Source organism: Mesorhizobium sp. BR1-1-3 (assembly GCF_020165455.1).
GTDB classification, from domain to species: Bacteria; Pseudomonadota; Alphaproteobacteria; order Rhizobiales; family Rhizobiaceae; genus Mesorhizobium; species Mesorhizobium ciceri.
In genome coordinates, this window is sequence record NZ_JAIUIC010000001.1 from 335069 (window position 1) to 351328 (window position 16260).

The 16260-nt window shown below is 62.2% G+C and carries 17 protein-coding genes; 12 read left to right on the forward strand and 5 right to left on the reverse strand.

Annotation, left to right across the window (positions count from 1 at the left end; all coding sequences use genetic code 11):
- The first annotated feature begins 3 nt into the window (after positions 1 to 3).
- The 5 genes from LB559_RS01630 to fae all read left to right on the forward strand — a co-directional run bounded on the left by LB559_RS01630 (position 4) and on the right by fae (position 4661).
- On the forward strand, positions 4 to 1098 hold the full coding sequence (locus LB559_RS01630; protein ID WP_224672906.1) for an ATP-grasp domain-containing protein: 1095 nt from the start codon (positions 4 to 6) through the stop codon (positions 1096 to 1098).
- Complete coding sequence (mch, locus tag LB559_RS01635) at positions 1095 to 2051, forward strand: methenyltetrahydromethanopterin cyclohydrolase (protein ID WP_224672907.1); 957 nt, start codon at positions 1095 to 1097, stop codon at positions 2049 to 2051. Before LB559_RS01630 ends, mch begins: the two co-directional genes overlap by 4 nt.
- A gap of 134 nt (positions 2052 to 2185) precedes the next feature.
- The gene (locus tag LB559_RS01640; protein ID WP_224672908.1) at positions 2186 to 3133 is read left to right on the forward strand and encodes a RimK family alpha-L-glutamate ligase; all 948 of its coding nucleotides are present in this window, start codon (positions 2186 to 2188) and stop codon (positions 3131 to 3133) included.
- Positions 3130 to 4005, forward strand: a complete 876-nt coding sequence (locus LB559_RS01645) for a triphosphoribosyl-dephospho-CoA synthase (protein ID WP_318014143.1) — start codon at positions 3130 to 3132, stop codon at positions 4003 to 4005. The genes LB559_RS01640 and LB559_RS01645 overlap by 4 nt, the downstream gene beginning before the upstream one ends.
- Positions 4006 to 4154: 149 nt before the next feature.
- Positions 4155 to 4661, forward strand: coding sequence for a formaldehyde-activating enzyme (gene fae, locus LB559_RS01650; RefSeq protein ID WP_013532036.1), 507 nt, complete (start codon positions 4155 to 4157; stop codon positions 4659 to 4661).
- 137 nt (positions 4662 to 4798) lie between these two features.
- On the opposite strand, the gene LB559_RS01655 is transcribed toward fae, so the two are convergent.
- On the reverse strand, positions 4799 to 5593 hold the full coding sequence (locus LB559_RS01655; RefSeq protein ID WP_224672910.1) for a HisA/HisF-related TIM barrel protein: 795 nt from the start codon (positions 5591 to 5593) through the stop codon (positions 4799 to 4801).
- Between LB559_RS01655 and LB559_RS01660 the strand changes: the two genes are divergently transcribed.
- Positions 5543 to 6580 carry a hydantoinase/oxoprolinase family protein gene (locus LB559_RS01660; protein WP_224672911.1) on the forward strand — a complete coding sequence of 346 codons (1038 nt, stop codon included), beginning with the start codon at positions 5543 to 5545 and terminating at the stop codon, positions 6578 to 6580. The two genes, LB559_RS01655 and LB559_RS01660, sit on opposite strands and share 51 nt — an antisense overlap.
- 20 nt (positions 6581 to 6600) lie before the next feature.
- On the opposite strand, the gene LB559_RS01665 is transcribed toward LB559_RS01660, so the two are convergent.
- From LB559_RS01665 to LB559_RS01680, 4 genes are read right to left on the reverse strand one after another with little or no spacing between them, the layout of a single operon-like run.
- A complete protein-coding gene (locus LB559_RS01665; RefSeq protein WP_224672912.1) occupies positions 6601 to 7191 on the reverse strand; it encodes a DUF447 domain-containing protein in 591 nt (196 codons plus the stop codon).
- A 4-nt stretch (positions 7192 to 7195) separates the two neighbouring features.
- Positions 7196 to 8590: a DUF6513 domain-containing protein gene (locus tag LB559_RS01670; RefSeq protein WP_224672913.1), complete on the reverse strand. Its 1395-nt coding sequence runs from the start codon at positions 8588 to 8590 to the stop codon at positions 7196 to 7198.
- Positions 8583 to 9134: a flavoprotein gene (locus LB559_RS01675; RefSeq protein ID WP_013532041.1), complete on the reverse strand. Its 552-nt coding sequence runs from the start codon at positions 9132 to 9134 to the stop codon at positions 8583 to 8585. Before LB559_RS01675 ends, LB559_RS01670 begins: the two co-directional genes overlap by 8 nt.
- A 3-nt stretch (positions 9135 to 9137) precedes the next feature.
- The gene (locus LB559_RS01680) at positions 9138 to 10967 is read right to left on the reverse strand and encodes a (5-formylfuran-3-yl)methyl phosphate synthase (RefSeq protein ID WP_224619560.1); all 1830 of its coding nucleotides are present in this window, start codon (positions 10965 to 10967) and stop codon (positions 9138 to 9140) included.
- A 250-nt stretch (positions 10968 to 11217) separates the two neighbouring features.
- Between LB559_RS01680 and LB559_RS01685 the strand changes: the two genes are divergently transcribed.
- From LB559_RS01685 to LB559_RS01710, 6 genes are all read left to right on the forward strand, one after another.
- Positions 11218 to 12447: an ABC transporter substrate-binding protein gene (locus LB559_RS01685; protein ID WP_027162614.1), complete on the forward strand. Its 1230-nt coding sequence runs from the start codon at positions 11218 to 11220 to the stop codon at positions 12445 to 12447.
- 21 nt (positions 12448 to 12468) lie between these two features.
- Positions 12469 to 13440, forward strand: a complete 972-nt coding sequence (locus tag LB559_RS01690) for a YVTN family beta-propeller repeat protein (RefSeq protein ID WP_224672914.1) — start codon at positions 12469 to 12471, stop codon at positions 13438 to 13440.
- A 29-nt stretch (positions 13441 to 13469) separates the two neighbouring features.
- A complete protein-coding gene (locus LB559_RS01695) occupies positions 13470 to 13913 on the forward strand; it encodes a hypothetical protein (protein ID WP_013532046.1) in 444 nt (147 codons plus the stop codon).
- A gap of 57 nt (positions 13914 to 13970) precedes the next feature.
- Positions 13971 to 14759, forward strand: coding sequence for an ATP-binding cassette domain-containing protein (locus tag LB559_RS01700; protein ID WP_024504382.1), 789 nt, complete (start codon positions 13971 to 13973; stop codon positions 14757 to 14759).
- A 35-nt stretch (positions 14760 to 14794) separates the two neighbouring features.
- The gene (locus LB559_RS01705; RefSeq protein ID WP_224673100.1) at positions 14795 to 15631 is read left to right on the forward strand and encodes an ABC transporter permease; all 837 of its coding nucleotides are present in this window, start codon (positions 14795 to 14797) and stop codon (positions 15629 to 15631) included.
- A gap of 98 nt (positions 15632 to 15729) precedes the next feature.
- Positions 15730 to 16260 (forward strand): hypothetical protein, encoded by a 531-nt coding sequence (locus LB559_RS01710; RefSeq protein WP_224672915.1) that lies wholly within the window; start codon positions 15730 to 15732, stop codon positions 16258 to 16260.

The window sequence follows — 16260 nt, forward strand, 5'->3', positions numbered from 1 at the left end:
CTTTTGATCGCGGCAATTTCAGGCCGGGCGCTGGCCGCCGCCGCGCGTCGCGCCGGCTATCGTCCGCTGGTCGCCGATTTCTTTTGCGATACGGACACCGTCGCGCTCGCAGAACGCGCGACAATGCTGCCAGGCGACCTGCAAGGAGGCATCGACGGCGAGCGCATCATCGACACGCTTCGGCGATTGGCTGGCGACGACCTGCCGGCCGCCATTGTCCTGGGCTCAGGGTTTGAGCGGATGCCTGAGACCGTGGACGAAATCGCGCGACACTTTCGGCTCGCCGGCAATGGCGGCGCCGCGATCCGCAGGATCAAGGATCCGCAGTTGCTGGCCGATGATTGCGCCGAACTCGGCATCCCGCATCCGCAACTGCGATGGGACCAGCCGCCTGACCCGGAGAACTGGGTGGTCAAGACCGCGGGCAGCGCCGGCGGCGGACACGTCAGACGAGCAGCCGGAGAAAGCCCGACCGCCGGCCGCTACTTCCAGCGCTTCGTTGCCGGTCGCAGCATCTCGGCCCTGTTCGTCGGCAATGGTCAAACCGCGCACCTCGTGGGTTTCAGCCAACAATGGACGTCTCCCGCCCCCACAGCGCCCTATCGCTACGGCGGCGCCGTACGGTTGAGACGATTCGATCGCAGACAGGCGGCGGTCATCGGCGGCTGGCTCTCAAGTCTGACGCGGCGCGCCGGCCTGGTTGGATTGTGCAGCGCCGATCTGATCCGCGGACCAGATGGCTACACGTTCATCGAGATCAATCCGAGGCCGGGCGCCACCCTCGACATTTTCGACGATGTTGACGCGCCATTGATCGAAGCGCATCTGCGCGCCGCGACGGGTCAGGTCTTCCGCTTGCCGCGCTTCGTCGATTCGATGGCGTCGATGGTGGCCTACGCCGCGACGCCAATCACTCACTTTCCGTCGATTGCCTGGCCTGAATGGACAGCGGACCAACAGTCGGCAGGCACCCGTCTGATTGCCGGCGACCCTGTCTGCACGGTCTTCGCGCGCGGTCCGAGCGCCCAATCGACCAAGCGGCTCATCAAGGGACAAGCCAGCCAATTGCAACTCCAATGGGAAGGAGACCGGACATGAAAGACGGTTCGGCATTCCTGAACGACAATGCACAGCGCATCGTTGACGGCATGATCGGCGACGCCGAACGCCTGCGTATCGTCGTTTCCAGGGGACCATTGGGCGAGCGCCTGATCGATGCCGGCGCCAAGACCGTCGGCAGCGTCGAGGCCGGGATGCGCATGGCTGAGGCTGCGATGGGCGGTCTCGGCAGCGTTTCGGTGTTCATGGATCGCGCGTCACAGCAATGGCCGTTCACCGTCGAAGCGCGATCTTCGCAGCCGGTGCTGGCCTGCCTGGGCAGCCAGTATGCGGGCTGGAACCTGTCTGGCCAGGACTATTTCGCGATGGGATCTGGGCCTGCGCGGGCCCTCGCCCGGGTCGAACCGCTGTTCGAGACACTTTCCTATCATGACATCGCATCGTCCGCGGTGCTTATCCTTGAGACGGCCGAACCGCCTCCCCGCGCGACCGTTGAGAAAGTGGGCAAGGCAACTGGACTGGCGACGGAAAAGCTCACCTTCCTCTATGCGCCGACACAAAGCCTTGCCGGCGGCGTGCAGATCGTGGCGCGCGCGCTCGAGGTTGCCCTGCACAAGATCAACGATCTCAAATTCCCGCTGGAAAACGTTGTCGACGGCATCGGAACGGCGCCGATCCCCGCCCCCCATCCGGATTTCCTGACCGCTATGGGCCGAACCAACGATGCCATCATCTATGGCGGCAGCGTCCAGCTCTTCGTCAAAGGATCGGCGAAGGAGGCTGGCAAACTCGCGGAAAAACTTCCCAGCAGCGCCTCACGGGACTACGGCCAACCCTTCGCCGAGATCTTCACGCGGTTCAAGGGCGATTTCTATGCCATCGACCCGCTGCTGTTCAGCCCGGCTGAAGTGATCGTGACAGCGATCGAAACCGGCGATACGTTTCGCGCCGGTCGGCGTGATCTGAAGATGCTCGAACGGAGTCTCGGCTAGGGCATGGCGGTGCAAAGGGATTCGTCTGTCATTCGCCCGCCCGGCGACTGCCGTTCGTGCAGCCCTGCCGCGGACGCGGCCATGAGGGCGTGGAATCGCTCGCGCCGCCGACATTCCCGCACCCGAGAGGCCACATGCTCCCTCGCATCCTGATCGTCAGCGACAAAGTGGACACCGGCTCCAACGGCCTGGCGGCAGGACTTGGTCGGGGGGGCGCCGCCGTTACAGCCGTGCCGCTGGCGGCGATCGCATTCGATACCAGCAGCCCGAGCGGACTTGCGATCCCCGGCTTCGGCGGCACGCTGCCCGACGCCGTGCTTGTCCGTTCGATCGCCGCCGGATCGTTCGAAGCGGTAACCCGGCGCCTCGGCGTGCTGCACGCGTTAAGCAGACTATCGGTTCCCGTATGGAATTCCGCGCAGGCGATCGAGCGCTGCGTCGACAAGTCGATGACGACATTCCTCCTGAAAAATGCCGGCCTGCCTACGCCACGCACCTTTGCCGTAGAAGGACTTGCCGTCGCCGAGGAGGTCGCGGCGCAAGAGCTTCCGCGGGGCCCGCTGGTGCTGAAACCATTGTTCGGGGCGCAAGGCCGCGGCATAAAGCTGATCCGCACGCTCTCGGACCTGCCGGCCGCAGAAGAGGTGAACAGCGTCTACTACCTTCAGCAATATGTGTCGCGTGCCGGTCCGCCTTTCCAGGATTTCCGCGTGTTTGTCTGCGCCGGAGAGACCGTGGCGATGATGAGCCGCATCAGCGACGACTGGATCACGAACGTCAACCGGGGTGGCGTGCCGGAACAGGTTTCCGAACATGGCAAGGCGGAACTGGCATCGCTGGCCGTCGCTGCGTCAGCCGCGGTCGGCGCGGATTTTGCCGGCGTGGACATCGTGCGGGCTGACGACGGCAATCTGTTCATACTCGAAGTGAACAGCATGCCCGCATGGTCGGGATTGCAGTCGGTGGTCGCCGTGAACATCGCCGAAGCAATCGCCGATGCCTTGCTGAAACTTCTGGCCGATCGCGCCGAGGCGGCCGCCGCACCGCGGCCCTACCGTTTTGCCGCGCCTGCGAATTCGTGAGGGCGGGCAAGTTGGCGCTTTCGCGTGAACGCCTCCGGGCCAGCTATAAGAATGCCTGCAGGATGGAGATCGAAGCCCTAAAGCCGGGCAACGTCCATCTGTTCGCCGACGGACACGGCATGTCCGCCGCCCAGTTCATGACAAGTGCGGAGGTTTCCTCCGGGCCGCTGACCGATCCTCGTCTGCCGGTCGGGCAGCGGATGCTGGAGGCGGTGCGCGCGACACGACTGGCGGTCGCAACCAATACCAATCTCGGAATCATCCTTCTGGCAGGGCCTCTGATATGCGCCGCCGAAATGGGCGGTGACAGACTGCGTGACAATCTCGATTCGCTGCTTCGGGCTTTGAGCGTGCAGGATACCAAGGCGGTGTTCGAGGCGATCGTCACGGCCGCGCCAGGCGGCCTCGGAGAAGCCGCCAACGATGTGCGGCAGGAGCCGAAGGTCCATTTGCTGGACGCGATGAGGGAGGCTGCCGACCGCGACATGATCGCTCGCCAGTACAGCAACTGTTTCGGCGACGTGTTCGGGGTCGGGCTCGCCGCGCTGGATGGAGCGTTGGCACGTGAAGAAGACGGCATGTGGCCGACGGTGTTCGTCTACATGGCGTTTCTCGCCGGCTTCCCCGACAGCCATGTGATGCGCAAGCACGGCGTTCACGTCGCAAATCAGGCGCGGCAGGAAGCCGTTGCCGTTCAGGCGGCGCTCCATGCCGAGGGCGACGAACCGTCGCGCATTCGTCTGCTCATGGAGTTCGACCGCCGGCTGAAGGCCGACAACATCAACCCCGGCACCTCGGCCGACCTCACCGTGGCTACTCTTTTAGTCCACACCCTCGCCCTCACCTTGCATAATCGCGGCGTTGGTGCTTGACTTCCAAAAGCGGAAGCTGTGCTTCCGCGGCTATCTAGCCAACCGGTCCGGGCAAATCCGGACGCTGCCAACAAGGATAGCTGTCCATCGAGCGCCTGCTCGGTTGCAGCGTCCGTGGACATCATAATTGTGTCTTGGAGGAAATTGGCATGGCAAAAATATCAAAGGTTATGGTCGGTGAATCGCTGGTGGGAGACGGCAACGAAGTCGCGCATGTCGACCTGCTCATCGGCCCGCGGGGGAGCGCGGTCGAAACGGCATTTTGCAACGCGCTTACCAACAACAAGGACGGCTTTACTTCGCTTTTGGCGGTGATCGCGCCCAATCTTCAATGCAAACCCAACACCGTGATGTTCAACAAGGTCACGATCAAGGGTGCCAAACAGGCGGTTCAGATGTTCGGCCCGGCGCAGCACGCCGTGGCAAAGGCCGTGCAGGACAGCGTTGCGGACGGGACCATTCCGGCCAACGAAGCAGACGACGTGTTCATCTGCGTCGGGGTATTCATCCATTGGGACGCGGCGGACGACGCCAAGATCCAGAAATACAATTACGAGGCGACAAAGGAAGCCATCCAGCGCGCCGTTGCAGGAACCCCGACCGCCGCCGAAGCAACGGCCCAGCGCGACAAGGTCAAGCATCCGTTCGCAGCCTAGACAAGAGACAGCCCCGCACAGGAAAAACCCTCTTCTGAGACGGATGGTCTGTTGCGCCGGCTGAAAAAGGTTCTGGGCTTTTGAAACGTCAGCTCCCGAAGGGCGCACGCCCTTCGGGAGCTGACGAGCAACGATGATCAGGCGCCGAGTGACGCGAGGCGGCCGGGCGTGAGCGTAGCGTTGTGCAATGAGGTTGCGACCAGTGCCGCGGCGACGCCCATGGCGGACAAGGCCCTGATGTCGTTCTCGTCGCGGACACCGCCGGCCGCAATGACAGCGCGATTTCCGGCCTTGGCCTTGACCTCCTGCAACCGCCCGAAGTCGGGACCGGCGGCCGCACCGACCTTGGCCAGCGTCATGACAATCACCTTTTGCGGCCAAAGCTCGGGCTCATCGAGAAGAGAACGCGGCCCGCAAAAACTATCGCCGACGAAATCAAGGGACAGGATGAGATCGGGATGATCGCGAAAACGCCGCAGCAACATGTCGTCTCGCTGCGATTCAGAGCCCAGAACAGGAGACAGCGAGCGTTCGGCAAGCGCCGCCAAAAGTGTCTTTTCGTCGGCCACGCCGGCATCGACCCAAAGTTCCGGCGGCTCCGCCATCGTCCTCAGCCGGGCGAGTGCGTCGCTGTTTGGCGCTCCGCCTTCGATAGCGTCCAGATCTGCGATGTAGAAGGTGGAAAAAGGATAAAGCCCACGCAGTCCTTCAGCGACCGCGACCACATCAGGGCTTCGGCTGAGCGGCGTAACGATCGGCCTGTAGCGATCGCGTTTTCCCTGCTGGGCGCGAACCACCACGCCGTCTTTCAGGTCGAGAACCGGAATGATACGCAACGCTTTTTTCACCGACCAATTGCCCCCGTCATGAAAGCTTGAAGCGTGGAAAAAAGAAAGGGCATCATTGCCGGTTTCGACATTGGCGGCGCGCATCTGAAGGTGACCCGCGCACAAGACGGTCGCATCGTCGAGGCGGTAACGATCGCAACGCCGCTCTGGCAAGGGCTGGACAAGCTGGCTTCAGCCCTCGACGAAACGGCTCCGATCTACGCGGGTGCGGATCTCAACGCATTCACCATGACGGGCGAACTGTCGGACATCTTTCCGTCCCGCGATGCCGGCGTGGCGGCTCTGCTGGGTCAGATTTCCACCCATTTCCCCGCAGACAAAAAGCTGGTCTATGCCGGACCATCCGGTTTCGTCGGAGTCGAGCGGGCAGCGCAGCTGACCGCCGATGTGGCTTCCGCCAATTGGCACGCGACAGCCTTGTTGGTGGCAAAACTCGCCGGCGATGCCCTGTTCGTCGACATGGGCTCCACCACCACCGATATTATCGCCATCAAGAACGGCGCCGTGGCCAATGACGGCTACACCGATGCCGGACGGCTTCTAACCGGCGAATTGGTCTATACCGGCTTTACCAGGACATTCCTGTTCGGCGTAGCCTCGTCGGCTCCCGTCCATGGCAGGCTAACGCCGCTGATGAACGAATATTTCGCCTCGATCGCCGACGCTCACCGCATCCTGGGCGTGCTCGACGAGGACGACGACAGGCACCCTCCCGCCGACGGCAAGGAAAAGACTGTGGACGGCTCGATCGCGCGGCTGGCGCGCATGGTAGGGCGCGACGCCACCGACCTCACCACGCCGGAATGGGGTGACGTCGCGCGCTGGTTCAGCGAGCAGCAACTGCGCAAAGTGCACGATGCAGCGGCGCTGGTTGCCGGAACCCTGTCTCGGGATGTCCCGATCGTCGGCGCCGGAAGCGGTCGCTGGCAGATCAGGCGGCTGGCCGAACGCATGGAACGCAGTTACGTCGATTTCGCCGACATCATCCCCGCCGATGACACTGTTCGCGGGCAAGCGAGCAGCGCGGCACCCGCGTCTGCGGTAGCGCTTTTGGCGGCATATCCTTCGTAAGCAGGTTGCGGCGCTCGCGCCTATGCTCGCGGGTCCTCGCTACCCGAACCTTTGGCGGTCAAGTGATCGCTGATACGCTGCATCAGCCAGCCCCAGGCTTCCTTTTCGCCCTCGCCTGCGGTCTTTTCGATGGCAATTGAAAGGTAGGCAATTTCCGCCTCGATCTTGTTGCGCGGCAGCATGCCGAGCCGGCTGACCAGGATGGCCAGCTCAAGCACCGCCGCCTTGGCTCGGTTGAGGCCGGTGAACGGCGCGAGCGTTTCCTCCCGCACCACGCGGCAGAAATGGCGGGGGCGCACACCATTGTCATCGACCGCCCGGACTTCGAGGCCCGAATACGCCAGCGCCGCCTCGAGCCTCGGCACCGGGAACCCGTCAACCGGAACGGTTGGCCAACGCTTGCGGCCTGTCAGGCAGCCGGCAAAGACACGCACGTCGTCAGTATAATTGGCGATGGCGAACGGCACTTCGGCGAGATTGTCGAGCGTGACCGACGGCCGGAACGGCGCGATAACCCAACCGTCATTCTCGGCAATGATGCCAATCGGCGCGATGTGGACGTTGCCTGCCTTGTTGACCGTCGTGATGATCGATTCGCGAATGTAGGGCATGGTCCTAGCGCTCTTTCCTTGCGCGGAGCGTCTTGCCCGGCTCGGCAAGACGGGTACGGTCGGTTTCGGGTGCCGGCGCGGCAACGCCCCATGCGAGCGGCTCGTCCTGCACATAACGCTTGCCGAGGCGCCACGCGATCTCCGCCTTCATCAGTTCCGCGCCGAGGTAAAAAGCGTGTGCGCCGTCGGCGTTGACGTCCAGCCCGGCAAAAAGTTCGAACGCATTCGTGGCAACCGCATGCCCTTTGCTATTGAAAACATGGATGCCGTCCTCCGCTACCGCGATCCGGAAGTTGGCATCGTGCACCTGGGCCGCCAATGCCTCGATATCGTCGGTTGAGGCTGTGAAAGGCTTGCGATCGTGGACCTGCAACAGGCCTGGGTGATAGCCGCGCGGCAACGCGCCGTCCGTGCAAGCAGCCAACATGACGCGGCGGGCGATATCGTGCTCCTCGATCGTGCGCACCGTGTGTGGGCTGACATGCACCGCCAGCACGTTCCGGATCCGGAGTTCCGAGCAGAGCCCCGCTAGAACGGCTGTAACGCCGGAACTGTCGGCGTCGGTCAATTCGGTGAGATTGCCGGTGCCCATCAGCAATTCGATGTCCGGCCAACGGCGCCGCGCCTCGATGAAGCGCCCGAGTGAAACGGCGAAGCCGAAATGGATCGGGTCGAGCACGGGATCGGCAATGAAGGCGACGCCGGCCTTTTGTGCCGCGGTAATCGCCCGGCCGAGCGAATCCAGATCGCCGGGGATGGAGGGTATCAACACTGCCGTAGCCCGATGGTCGAAGATCAACGGCAGCGTGTTCTCATCGAGGCTGAGAAGATAGTCCGCGCCGGCGTGCGCACCGATCGACAGTTCGTCTGCGCTGGCCGAATCGACGCTGACCACAAACCCCTGTGCCTTGAGTGCCCGCACTGCCTCAGCCAGCAACGGAAACGGCGTCTCCGGCAGGCAGCCCAGATCGATGACATCGGCGCCGGCCGCAGCCAGCATCGAGGCCCTCGCCATCAGGGCCTCGACCGACAGCATCGGCGCATCGACGATCTCGGCGAAGATGCGCATATCGTGACGCGTCAGATCCGGCGGTTTGCCCGCCCGGCCAAGGAAGGCCGGAAGGTCGGCGATCTCGTCGGGGCCGCGCACAAAGGGCACGCCGAAATGCTCCGACAGGTGTTCGATGTTTCCCCGATAGCGTCCGGGCAGGATGACGCGGTCGACGTCTCCTGTCAGAGTGAGCCGACGCTTCACGATGTCCTCGCTCATCAGCGCGGCGACCTTGACGCCGACGTCGACGATTTCCCACGCGAATTCGGTTCTGCCCAGCCCGGTCAGCAGCCGTTCCAGCCGCGCCTTGGCCAGATGGCCGGTAAGAAAAACCAGCCGCTCAGCCATCGCTTGCGAGTTCGGCCTGGCGCCGTGTGAGCGAGGCTTCCAGATCAGCGAGCGACTCGACCACCAGGGTCCGCTCGAAACTCTTCAACTGTTTGGTATTTTCCAGGTCGATCCTGCGCGGATAGACCTTGACCAGCCCGTGCGGTGCCTGGGTTTCGAGTTCCGGCGCGGTGTCGCAAGCAAAGACGATGGCTGGCACACGGCACTTTCCCGCTTGGGCAAAGACATTGGTGGCGAGCGTGTCGGAAATGCCATGCACGCATTTGGCGACCGTGTTGGACGTAGCCGGCGCCACCACGACCGTGTGATAGACACCGTGGTAGAATTCGCCGACCGGGATCGCGCTCGCGGTCTTGTCGTGCAGCACGCGCGTCGTCTCCGGGAAATCAAGTTTAAGCTTGTACATGCGCAGCACTTCGTTGGCGGCCTTAGACACGAAGACATCGCAATGTTCGAGCTGGCGAACAAGTGCGAAGCTCTCCGTAAAAAAATGCCCGGAACCCGTCAAAACCCACGCCCAGCGCGGCACATGCAGCTTCACCATCGGCTATCCCGCCTTCTTTGCCGACGACCCTGTTGAAGCCACTATCCGGATGCCGGGCAGCTTGCCCGACGCGAGCATCGCGCCGGCCCCGGCAGCATCCTTCGGACCGGCGAGATGGAAATCGATGCCGTCGGGCAGCATGGCGGCAAAGCCTGGGTCGACAATGCCTCGGGCCCTCAGGCTGTCAGCGGTATCGCTGTCGAAGAATGCACCGGTCTGCTTGACAAGCAACAGCGCGTTTGCGCCAAGCTTGCCGGCAAGCCAGGCGGCCAGAGAATCGGAGGTAATGTCCCAGGAGGCCGGAACATCCAGCGCCGCCAGTGCCAGTGACGACGGCAGCCACACCGGAACCTTCCCCGCCTCCAACACTCGCCCGATCTCGTCCAGCGACCGTGCCGGCGCCAGCCTTTCGTCCCGGTCGAGGATGACATGGCCGAACTGCTCCATGGCCAGGATCGCCATGGCATGAGCGGCGGTGTCGGAAAAATCCATGCTGGTCTGCGTCTCGCGCACATGATCGGCAAAGAGCCCGCCGCCGGGCACGATGACGATCGGCAGCCTGGAACCCGCCAGCGCTGCGATCCAGCTCTTCATCTCCGCCGCATGGGCCGTGCTGCCGCCAAGCTTGACGATGGCCCGTCGAAGCATTTCGGGGCGCTCCTGGCGCGGCCGGAAAACAACGCTTCGGTCTTTTCGGCCAGCAATGCCGGAGGCAGCACCGCGTCCCGCCGATTGGCGCTTGCGTTCGATCTCAACGCCGACGCCGCCAGGGCCGAGCTCGAGCTTTTCCACCCTAACCGTGACGCGCACGACACGCTGGTTCTCCAGCACGTGCGCTGCCACCTGCTCGGCCAAAGCCTCGCTGAGCTGGATATGGCCCCGCGCGATGATGGTGCGAATGCCGTCCATGATGATGTCGTAGGAGAACACATGGCGCATGTCCTCGGGATGGTCGGTGATTTGCAGCACGTCGGCGATCACATCAAAGCGCACTTTTTGAGTATGGCCATGCTCGAAGCTGTAGGCACCGATCTGGACCGGCAGAACAAAATCCCGCACAAAAATCCTGTCCGTGCCCAGTGTCGGGTCGGTGTCCGGCGAATAGCCTCTCGCTGCCAACAGGCGATAGTCGATACTCGATTGATCGCCGGTCCCGGATTCCGCTGGAATCAACTCGCGAATCTGCGAGACCGCCTCGGCGCTGATCGAACTCGTGCGACCGGAATGGCCACACAGCGCCCCCCGAAAGCCGAGAAAATCGGGAGCGAAAGGCAATAGGCGCGGAATATCCGGAGCTTCCAGCGATCCACTCAGGCCGACCATCAGACCGAGCGATTTCGTTCGATCGACGAATCCCGGAATACGCTCCGGCGGCAGATGATCGAGCAGCCGGCCCTTCCCCTTTTGCGCGGTATCAACCATCACGCCGTGGAAGCGATGCCTGGCGAACATCGGCAGAAGCTCGAAGTCCGGCGCCAGATCGGCAAACAGCACGGCAATCAGCTTCGTTCGTGCGGCGAGCGGTTCAAGCGCCTGTGCGCAGGCAGAGATATTTGCCGAAGGAAAAAATCCGATCTTCACATAGTCGACGCCGGTCGCCGCGATCTCTTCGGCCTTGATGCGGATCGTTTCGGGTTCCATCGGCAGGTCGCCGCAGACAGCGCTGACCGGAGCCCGACCCGCGATGAAAGAGATCGTTCGGAGCATAGTTTCCATGGACACCGCGCCCAGGGCTCCCGCCTTCGGGTCCTTCAGGTCGACGATATCGACACCTCCAGAAAGAGCGATCTCCGCCTCTTCGATGCCGGTGACGCTTGCCAGCATTCTGGTCATTTGAACAGTTTCTCCAGTTTGGAGGACAAGACGCCTTTATAGAGGCGGCCGATCCCCCTGCGCCACGTCTCGCCGGTGTTGCCATGCGAATCGATGCTGGCGACCTTCCGCACCGTTCTGGCAGGCGCGAAAAGTCGTCCTATAGGGTTTGATAAATTTTGCGGGTCGGCTAAGTTGATCATGGGCACCTTGACTTGGCGCGGGTCCGGCAACCGTCGAACCTCTGCGCAAGAATGGATAATTACTATCGATGACGAGCGCGGTGCCAGGCACTCTCGCTGCCTTTTTGTGCTTTTTTTCCCTGACCGTCAACGTTTCCGACGCGACAGGCCAGGAAACGGTGGCGAAGCCGGAAAAAAAGATAACTGAAATCAAGATAGGCTATTTGCGGGCCTACGCACCGCAATTGACGCTTTCCATGCTCGACCTGCCGCCACGTGACGAAGGTGTCGCCGGCGCCGAGGTGGCGATCGGCGACAACAACACGACGGGAAAGTTCACCAACCAGAAATTCAGCCTCGACGTGACCGAGGTCAAGCCCGACGGCGACGCGGTTCAGGCATTCGAAGGCATGATCGCCAAGGGCGACCGCTATGTGGTCGCCGATCTTTCAGCCAAACAATTGCTGTCGATCGCCGACATCGCCCGCGACAAAGGCGTGCTGATCTTCAACGTCGGCGCCACCGACGACAGCCTTCGCGAGGAGGACTGCCGCATCAACGTTTTCCATATCGCGCCGACGCGCAGCATGCTGGCCGACGCGCTGGCGCAGTATCTCATGGTGAAGAAGTGGCCGAATTGGGTGCTGCTCTATGGATCACATGAACAGGACCATCTCTACGCCGATGCGCTGCGCCGCGCGGCAACCCGCTTCGGCGGCCAGATCGTCGCCGAGAAGGAATTCAAGGATACCGGCACAGCCAGGCGCACCGACACCGGCGCCACGCAGATACAGCAGCAGATTTCCGTGTTCACGCAAGACCTCCCGGAGCACGACGTGGTGCTTGTCGCCGACGAAAGCGAGGTTTTCGGCACCTACGTGCCCTACCGCACCTGGACGCCGCGGCTGGTCGCCGGCACGGCCGGTCTGGTTGCATCGTCATGGCATCCCGCCAGCGAACAATGGGGCGGCATCCAGATGCAGAGCCGCTTCCTGAAGACGACGAGCCGGCGGATGCTCTCCAAAGACATGTCGGCCTGGACCGCGGTGCGTGCGGTCGGCGAGGCAACCACGCGCACCAAGGGCGACGATGCGAAAAAGATCAGCGACTATATACGCTCTGACGATTTTTCGGTTGCTGCTTTCAAGGGGCAGAAGCTGACCTTCCGCAAATGGAACCTCCAGCTTCGCCAGCCGATCTTGCTTGGCGATACCAAGTCGGTCGTCTCGACATCGCCACAGGAGGGCTATCTTCACCAGGTCTCCGAACTCGACACTCTCGGTGTCGATCAGCCGGAAACGAAATGCGCTCTCAAGTAGAGTCAATCGGGAGGAATTTGCGTGCAGAAACGAGCTTGCGCATTCGCCATTCTCGCGGCCGGCTTCACGGCCAGCCCGGCATCGGCCTATACGGCTTACGTGTCCAACGAGAAGGACAACACGATAACCGTCGTCGACACGGCGACGATGCAGGTGGTGAAGACCGTCGAAGTCGGCCAGAGACCTCGCGGCATCACCATCTCGCATGACGGCAAATTCGTCTATCTATGCGCCAGCGATGACGACACGATCCAAATCATCGACACCGCGACACTTGAAATCGTCGGTACGCTGCCATCCGGCCCCGATCCCGAATTGTTCGTCCTCTCGCCCGACGGCAAGACGCTTTATGTCGCCAATGAGGACGACAATCTCGTCACCGCCATCGACGTCGAAAGCAAGCAGGTCCTGGCCGAGATACCAGTCGGCGTGGAGCCGGAAGGCATGGGTGTCAGCCCCGACGGCAAGACCATGGTCAACACCTCGGAAACCACCAGCATGGCGCATTTCATCGACACCGGCACGCATGAGGTGACCGACAATGTGCTGGTCGACACGCGCCCGCGCTTCGCCGAATTCAAGCCCGACGGTTCGCAGGTCTGGGTCAGCGCCGAGGTCGGCGGCACCGTCAGCGTCATCGACAACGCCAAACGCGAAGTGGTGAAGAAGATCCAGTTCGCGATTCAGGGACTGCGGGCCGAAACCATCCAGCCGGTAGGCATCGCCATCAGCGCCGATGGCAAGAAAGCCTATGTCGCGCTCGGCCCGGCGAACCATGTCGCGGTGATCAATACCGACACTTATGAGGTGGAAAAATACATCCTCGTCGGCCAGCGCGTCTGGCATCTGGCCTTCACGCCCGACCAGAAAACGCTGATCACCACGAATGGCAATTCCAACGATATCACCTTCATCGACACGGCCACCGACGAGCCGGTCCAATCGCTCACTGTGGGCCAGCAGCCCTGGGGTGTGGTCATTTCGCCCAAATAGCAGACATTGATCATCGGGAGGCTCAAGACATGAAACTTTGCCGTAGGTTTTTCTTCGCCGCGCTCGCCGGATTTGTCCTTGCTCCGATCGTAGCAAACGCCGACGATGCGACGTCAAAACCGTCGCGTGCCAGCAAGAACCTGCCGGAATTGATTATCGGTTCGGCCGATTCCACCTATGCGGTCAATCAGAAGGACTTCGAGCTGATCGCCGGCCAGGGCTATCGCTGGAAGATCACGTCCAAGGGCGGTTTCGAGTACAAGTTCGTGACCGATCTCTTCCGCAATGTCTGGATGGACCAGATCGTCATCAACGATTTGGAAGTGCATATGGACGGCGGACCGGCCTGGCTGGAATTCGACGACGCGGGAACGATCCAGGTGCAGTTCCATACCGTTCGCCCGGGCGAATATACCTGGTCGGTTCCCGACCTTGCCGACAAGGGACTGAAGGGCAAGATTACGATCAAGTAAGACAAAAGGCGATCAGGGGCGCCAATAGGCCAACGCGTCCTGAAGGAGCGATCCGGCATGCAGCATATGAGGACAAGCGGACCGGGAGACGAGGTGGCGGCGCTCGATGTCCGAGCCGTCAGCCATTCCTATGGCCAGAAGCGGGCGCTCAACGACGTCTCCTTCTCGATCGCGCCGGCGACTTTCACCGTTCTGCTCGGCCTCAACGGGGCCGGCAAGACGACGCTGTTCTCACTGATAAGCCACCTCTACGACACGCGTCACGGATCGATCCGCATCTTCAGCCATGACATTCGCCGCGCGTCCGGCGAAGCACTCAGGCGGGTCGGCATCGTGTTCCAGGCACGCACGCTCGATCTCGACCTCAGCGTCTACCAGAATCTCTCCTACCATGCCTCGTTGCATGGCATTGGCGGACGCGAAGCTCGCCAGCGCATTGCCGCGCTGCTGGAAACGGTCGACATGCAGGGCCGCCAGCATGACAAGGCACGCAGCCTCTCCGGCGGTCAGATGCGGCGCATCGAAATCGCCAGGGCGCTGCTGCACCGACCTTCCCTGCTCCTGCTTGACGAGGCGACCGTCGGCCTGGATATCGAATCTCGTGCGGGCATCCTCGCCACCATCCGCAAGCTCGTCCAAGCAGAGGGCATCGGCGTGCTCTGGGCCACGCATCTGATCGACGAAGTCGAAGACGCCGACCATGTCGTCATACTGCGGCGGGGTGACCTGGTCGCCAGCGGCAAGGTGTCGGATGTGATCCGTGCGAACGGCGGAAGTTCGATTCGCGAAACCTTTTCGAAGCTCAGCCGCGTCGATGCGGCGGGCATGACGGAGACGTCGCCATGAGCGCCCCTTCGATGCCCGGAAAGGTCGCCGGCATCATGCCGGTGCGGTCCGAGCCATTCGGCCTGCGCCACTATCTCATTTGCCTGAAAGGCGTCGTCCTGCGCGAGTGCCTGCGCTTCCTGCACCAGCGCGAACGCTTCATTTCCTCGCTGGTCCGGCCGCTGGTCTGGCTGTTCATCTTCGCGGCCGGCTTTCGCCAGGTGCTTGGCGTGTCGATCATCCCGCCCTACAAGACCTATGTGCTCTACGAGGTCTATATCACGCCGGGCCTTTGCGGCATGATCCTGCTGTTTTCCGGTATGCAGTCTTCACTGTCGATGGTCTACGACCGCGAGATGGGCAACATGCGCATCCTGCTGGTCAGCCCGTTTCCGCGCTGGTTCCTGCTGGTGTCGAAGATGCTGGCCGGTGTGGCCGTATCGATCGTGCAGGTCTACGCGTTCCTGATCGTTGCCTGGTTGTGGGGCGTCAAAGCGCCGCCACTCGGCTATCTCTATGTTCTGCCGGCACTGTTCCTGTCGGGCATGATGCTTTGCGCGCTCGGCATGCTCTTGTCTTCGCTGATCAAGCAGCTTGAAAACTTCGCCGGCATCATGAACTTCGTCATCTTTCCCGGCTATTTCGCGTCTCCGGCGCTGTATCCCTTGTGGCGCATCCAGGAGGCGAGCCCCCTGCTCTACAAGATCTGCCTCTGCAACCCGTTCACCTATGCCGTCGAACTGATCCGTTTTGCCTTCTACGGGCAGATCGAATGGCTGTCGCTGGGCGTCGTCGCCGGCTGCACGCTGCTGTTCCTGGGCGGCGCCATCATCGCATACGACCCTTCGCGCGGTTTGGTGATCCGCAAACAGGACATGGGAGGAACCGCCTGATGGCGCGAATGAGACTTGTTCACACTCTGGTTCTGGTCACCACGCTTGCGTCGATGGGGGGCGCCGGCGCGGCAAACACCGATCCCGACTGGCCCTGCATGCAGCGTAAGGTGCCACAGCTCTCGCTTGGCCAGATCTGGAATGGGCCGGAGCTTCCGGCGACCGCGAAGGATTGGGCGAAGGATCCAGGCGTGTCAGCGCTTGTCGATGCTGTGGCGGCCCGGCGGACGCCGATTGCACAAGCCCAGAAAGAGATCAAGGATTTCGCGACTTCCCTACCGCCCGAGCAGGTCGCAACCAAAATGACGATGCTGGTGCAGGGAATGTTCGATCACATGGACGCCGAGCGTTCGCACGTGATCTCCGGCATCTCCCGCTATGCCCACAAACAGCTGGAAATGGCGGCACAGTTGCGCAAGGAAGCATCCGAAGTGGACGCGCTGCGCGCCAAGGCCGATGCGGATCCGGACGAAGTAGAACGGCGAACCGATCAACTGAATTTCGCGACGCGAATTTTCAACGAACGCGTCCAGTCGCTGACTTATGTCTGCGATGTGCCGACGGTAATCGAGCAGCGGCTTTACCAGTTGTCGAAGACTGTCTCGGAAACGCTCATCGTGAAGAAATAG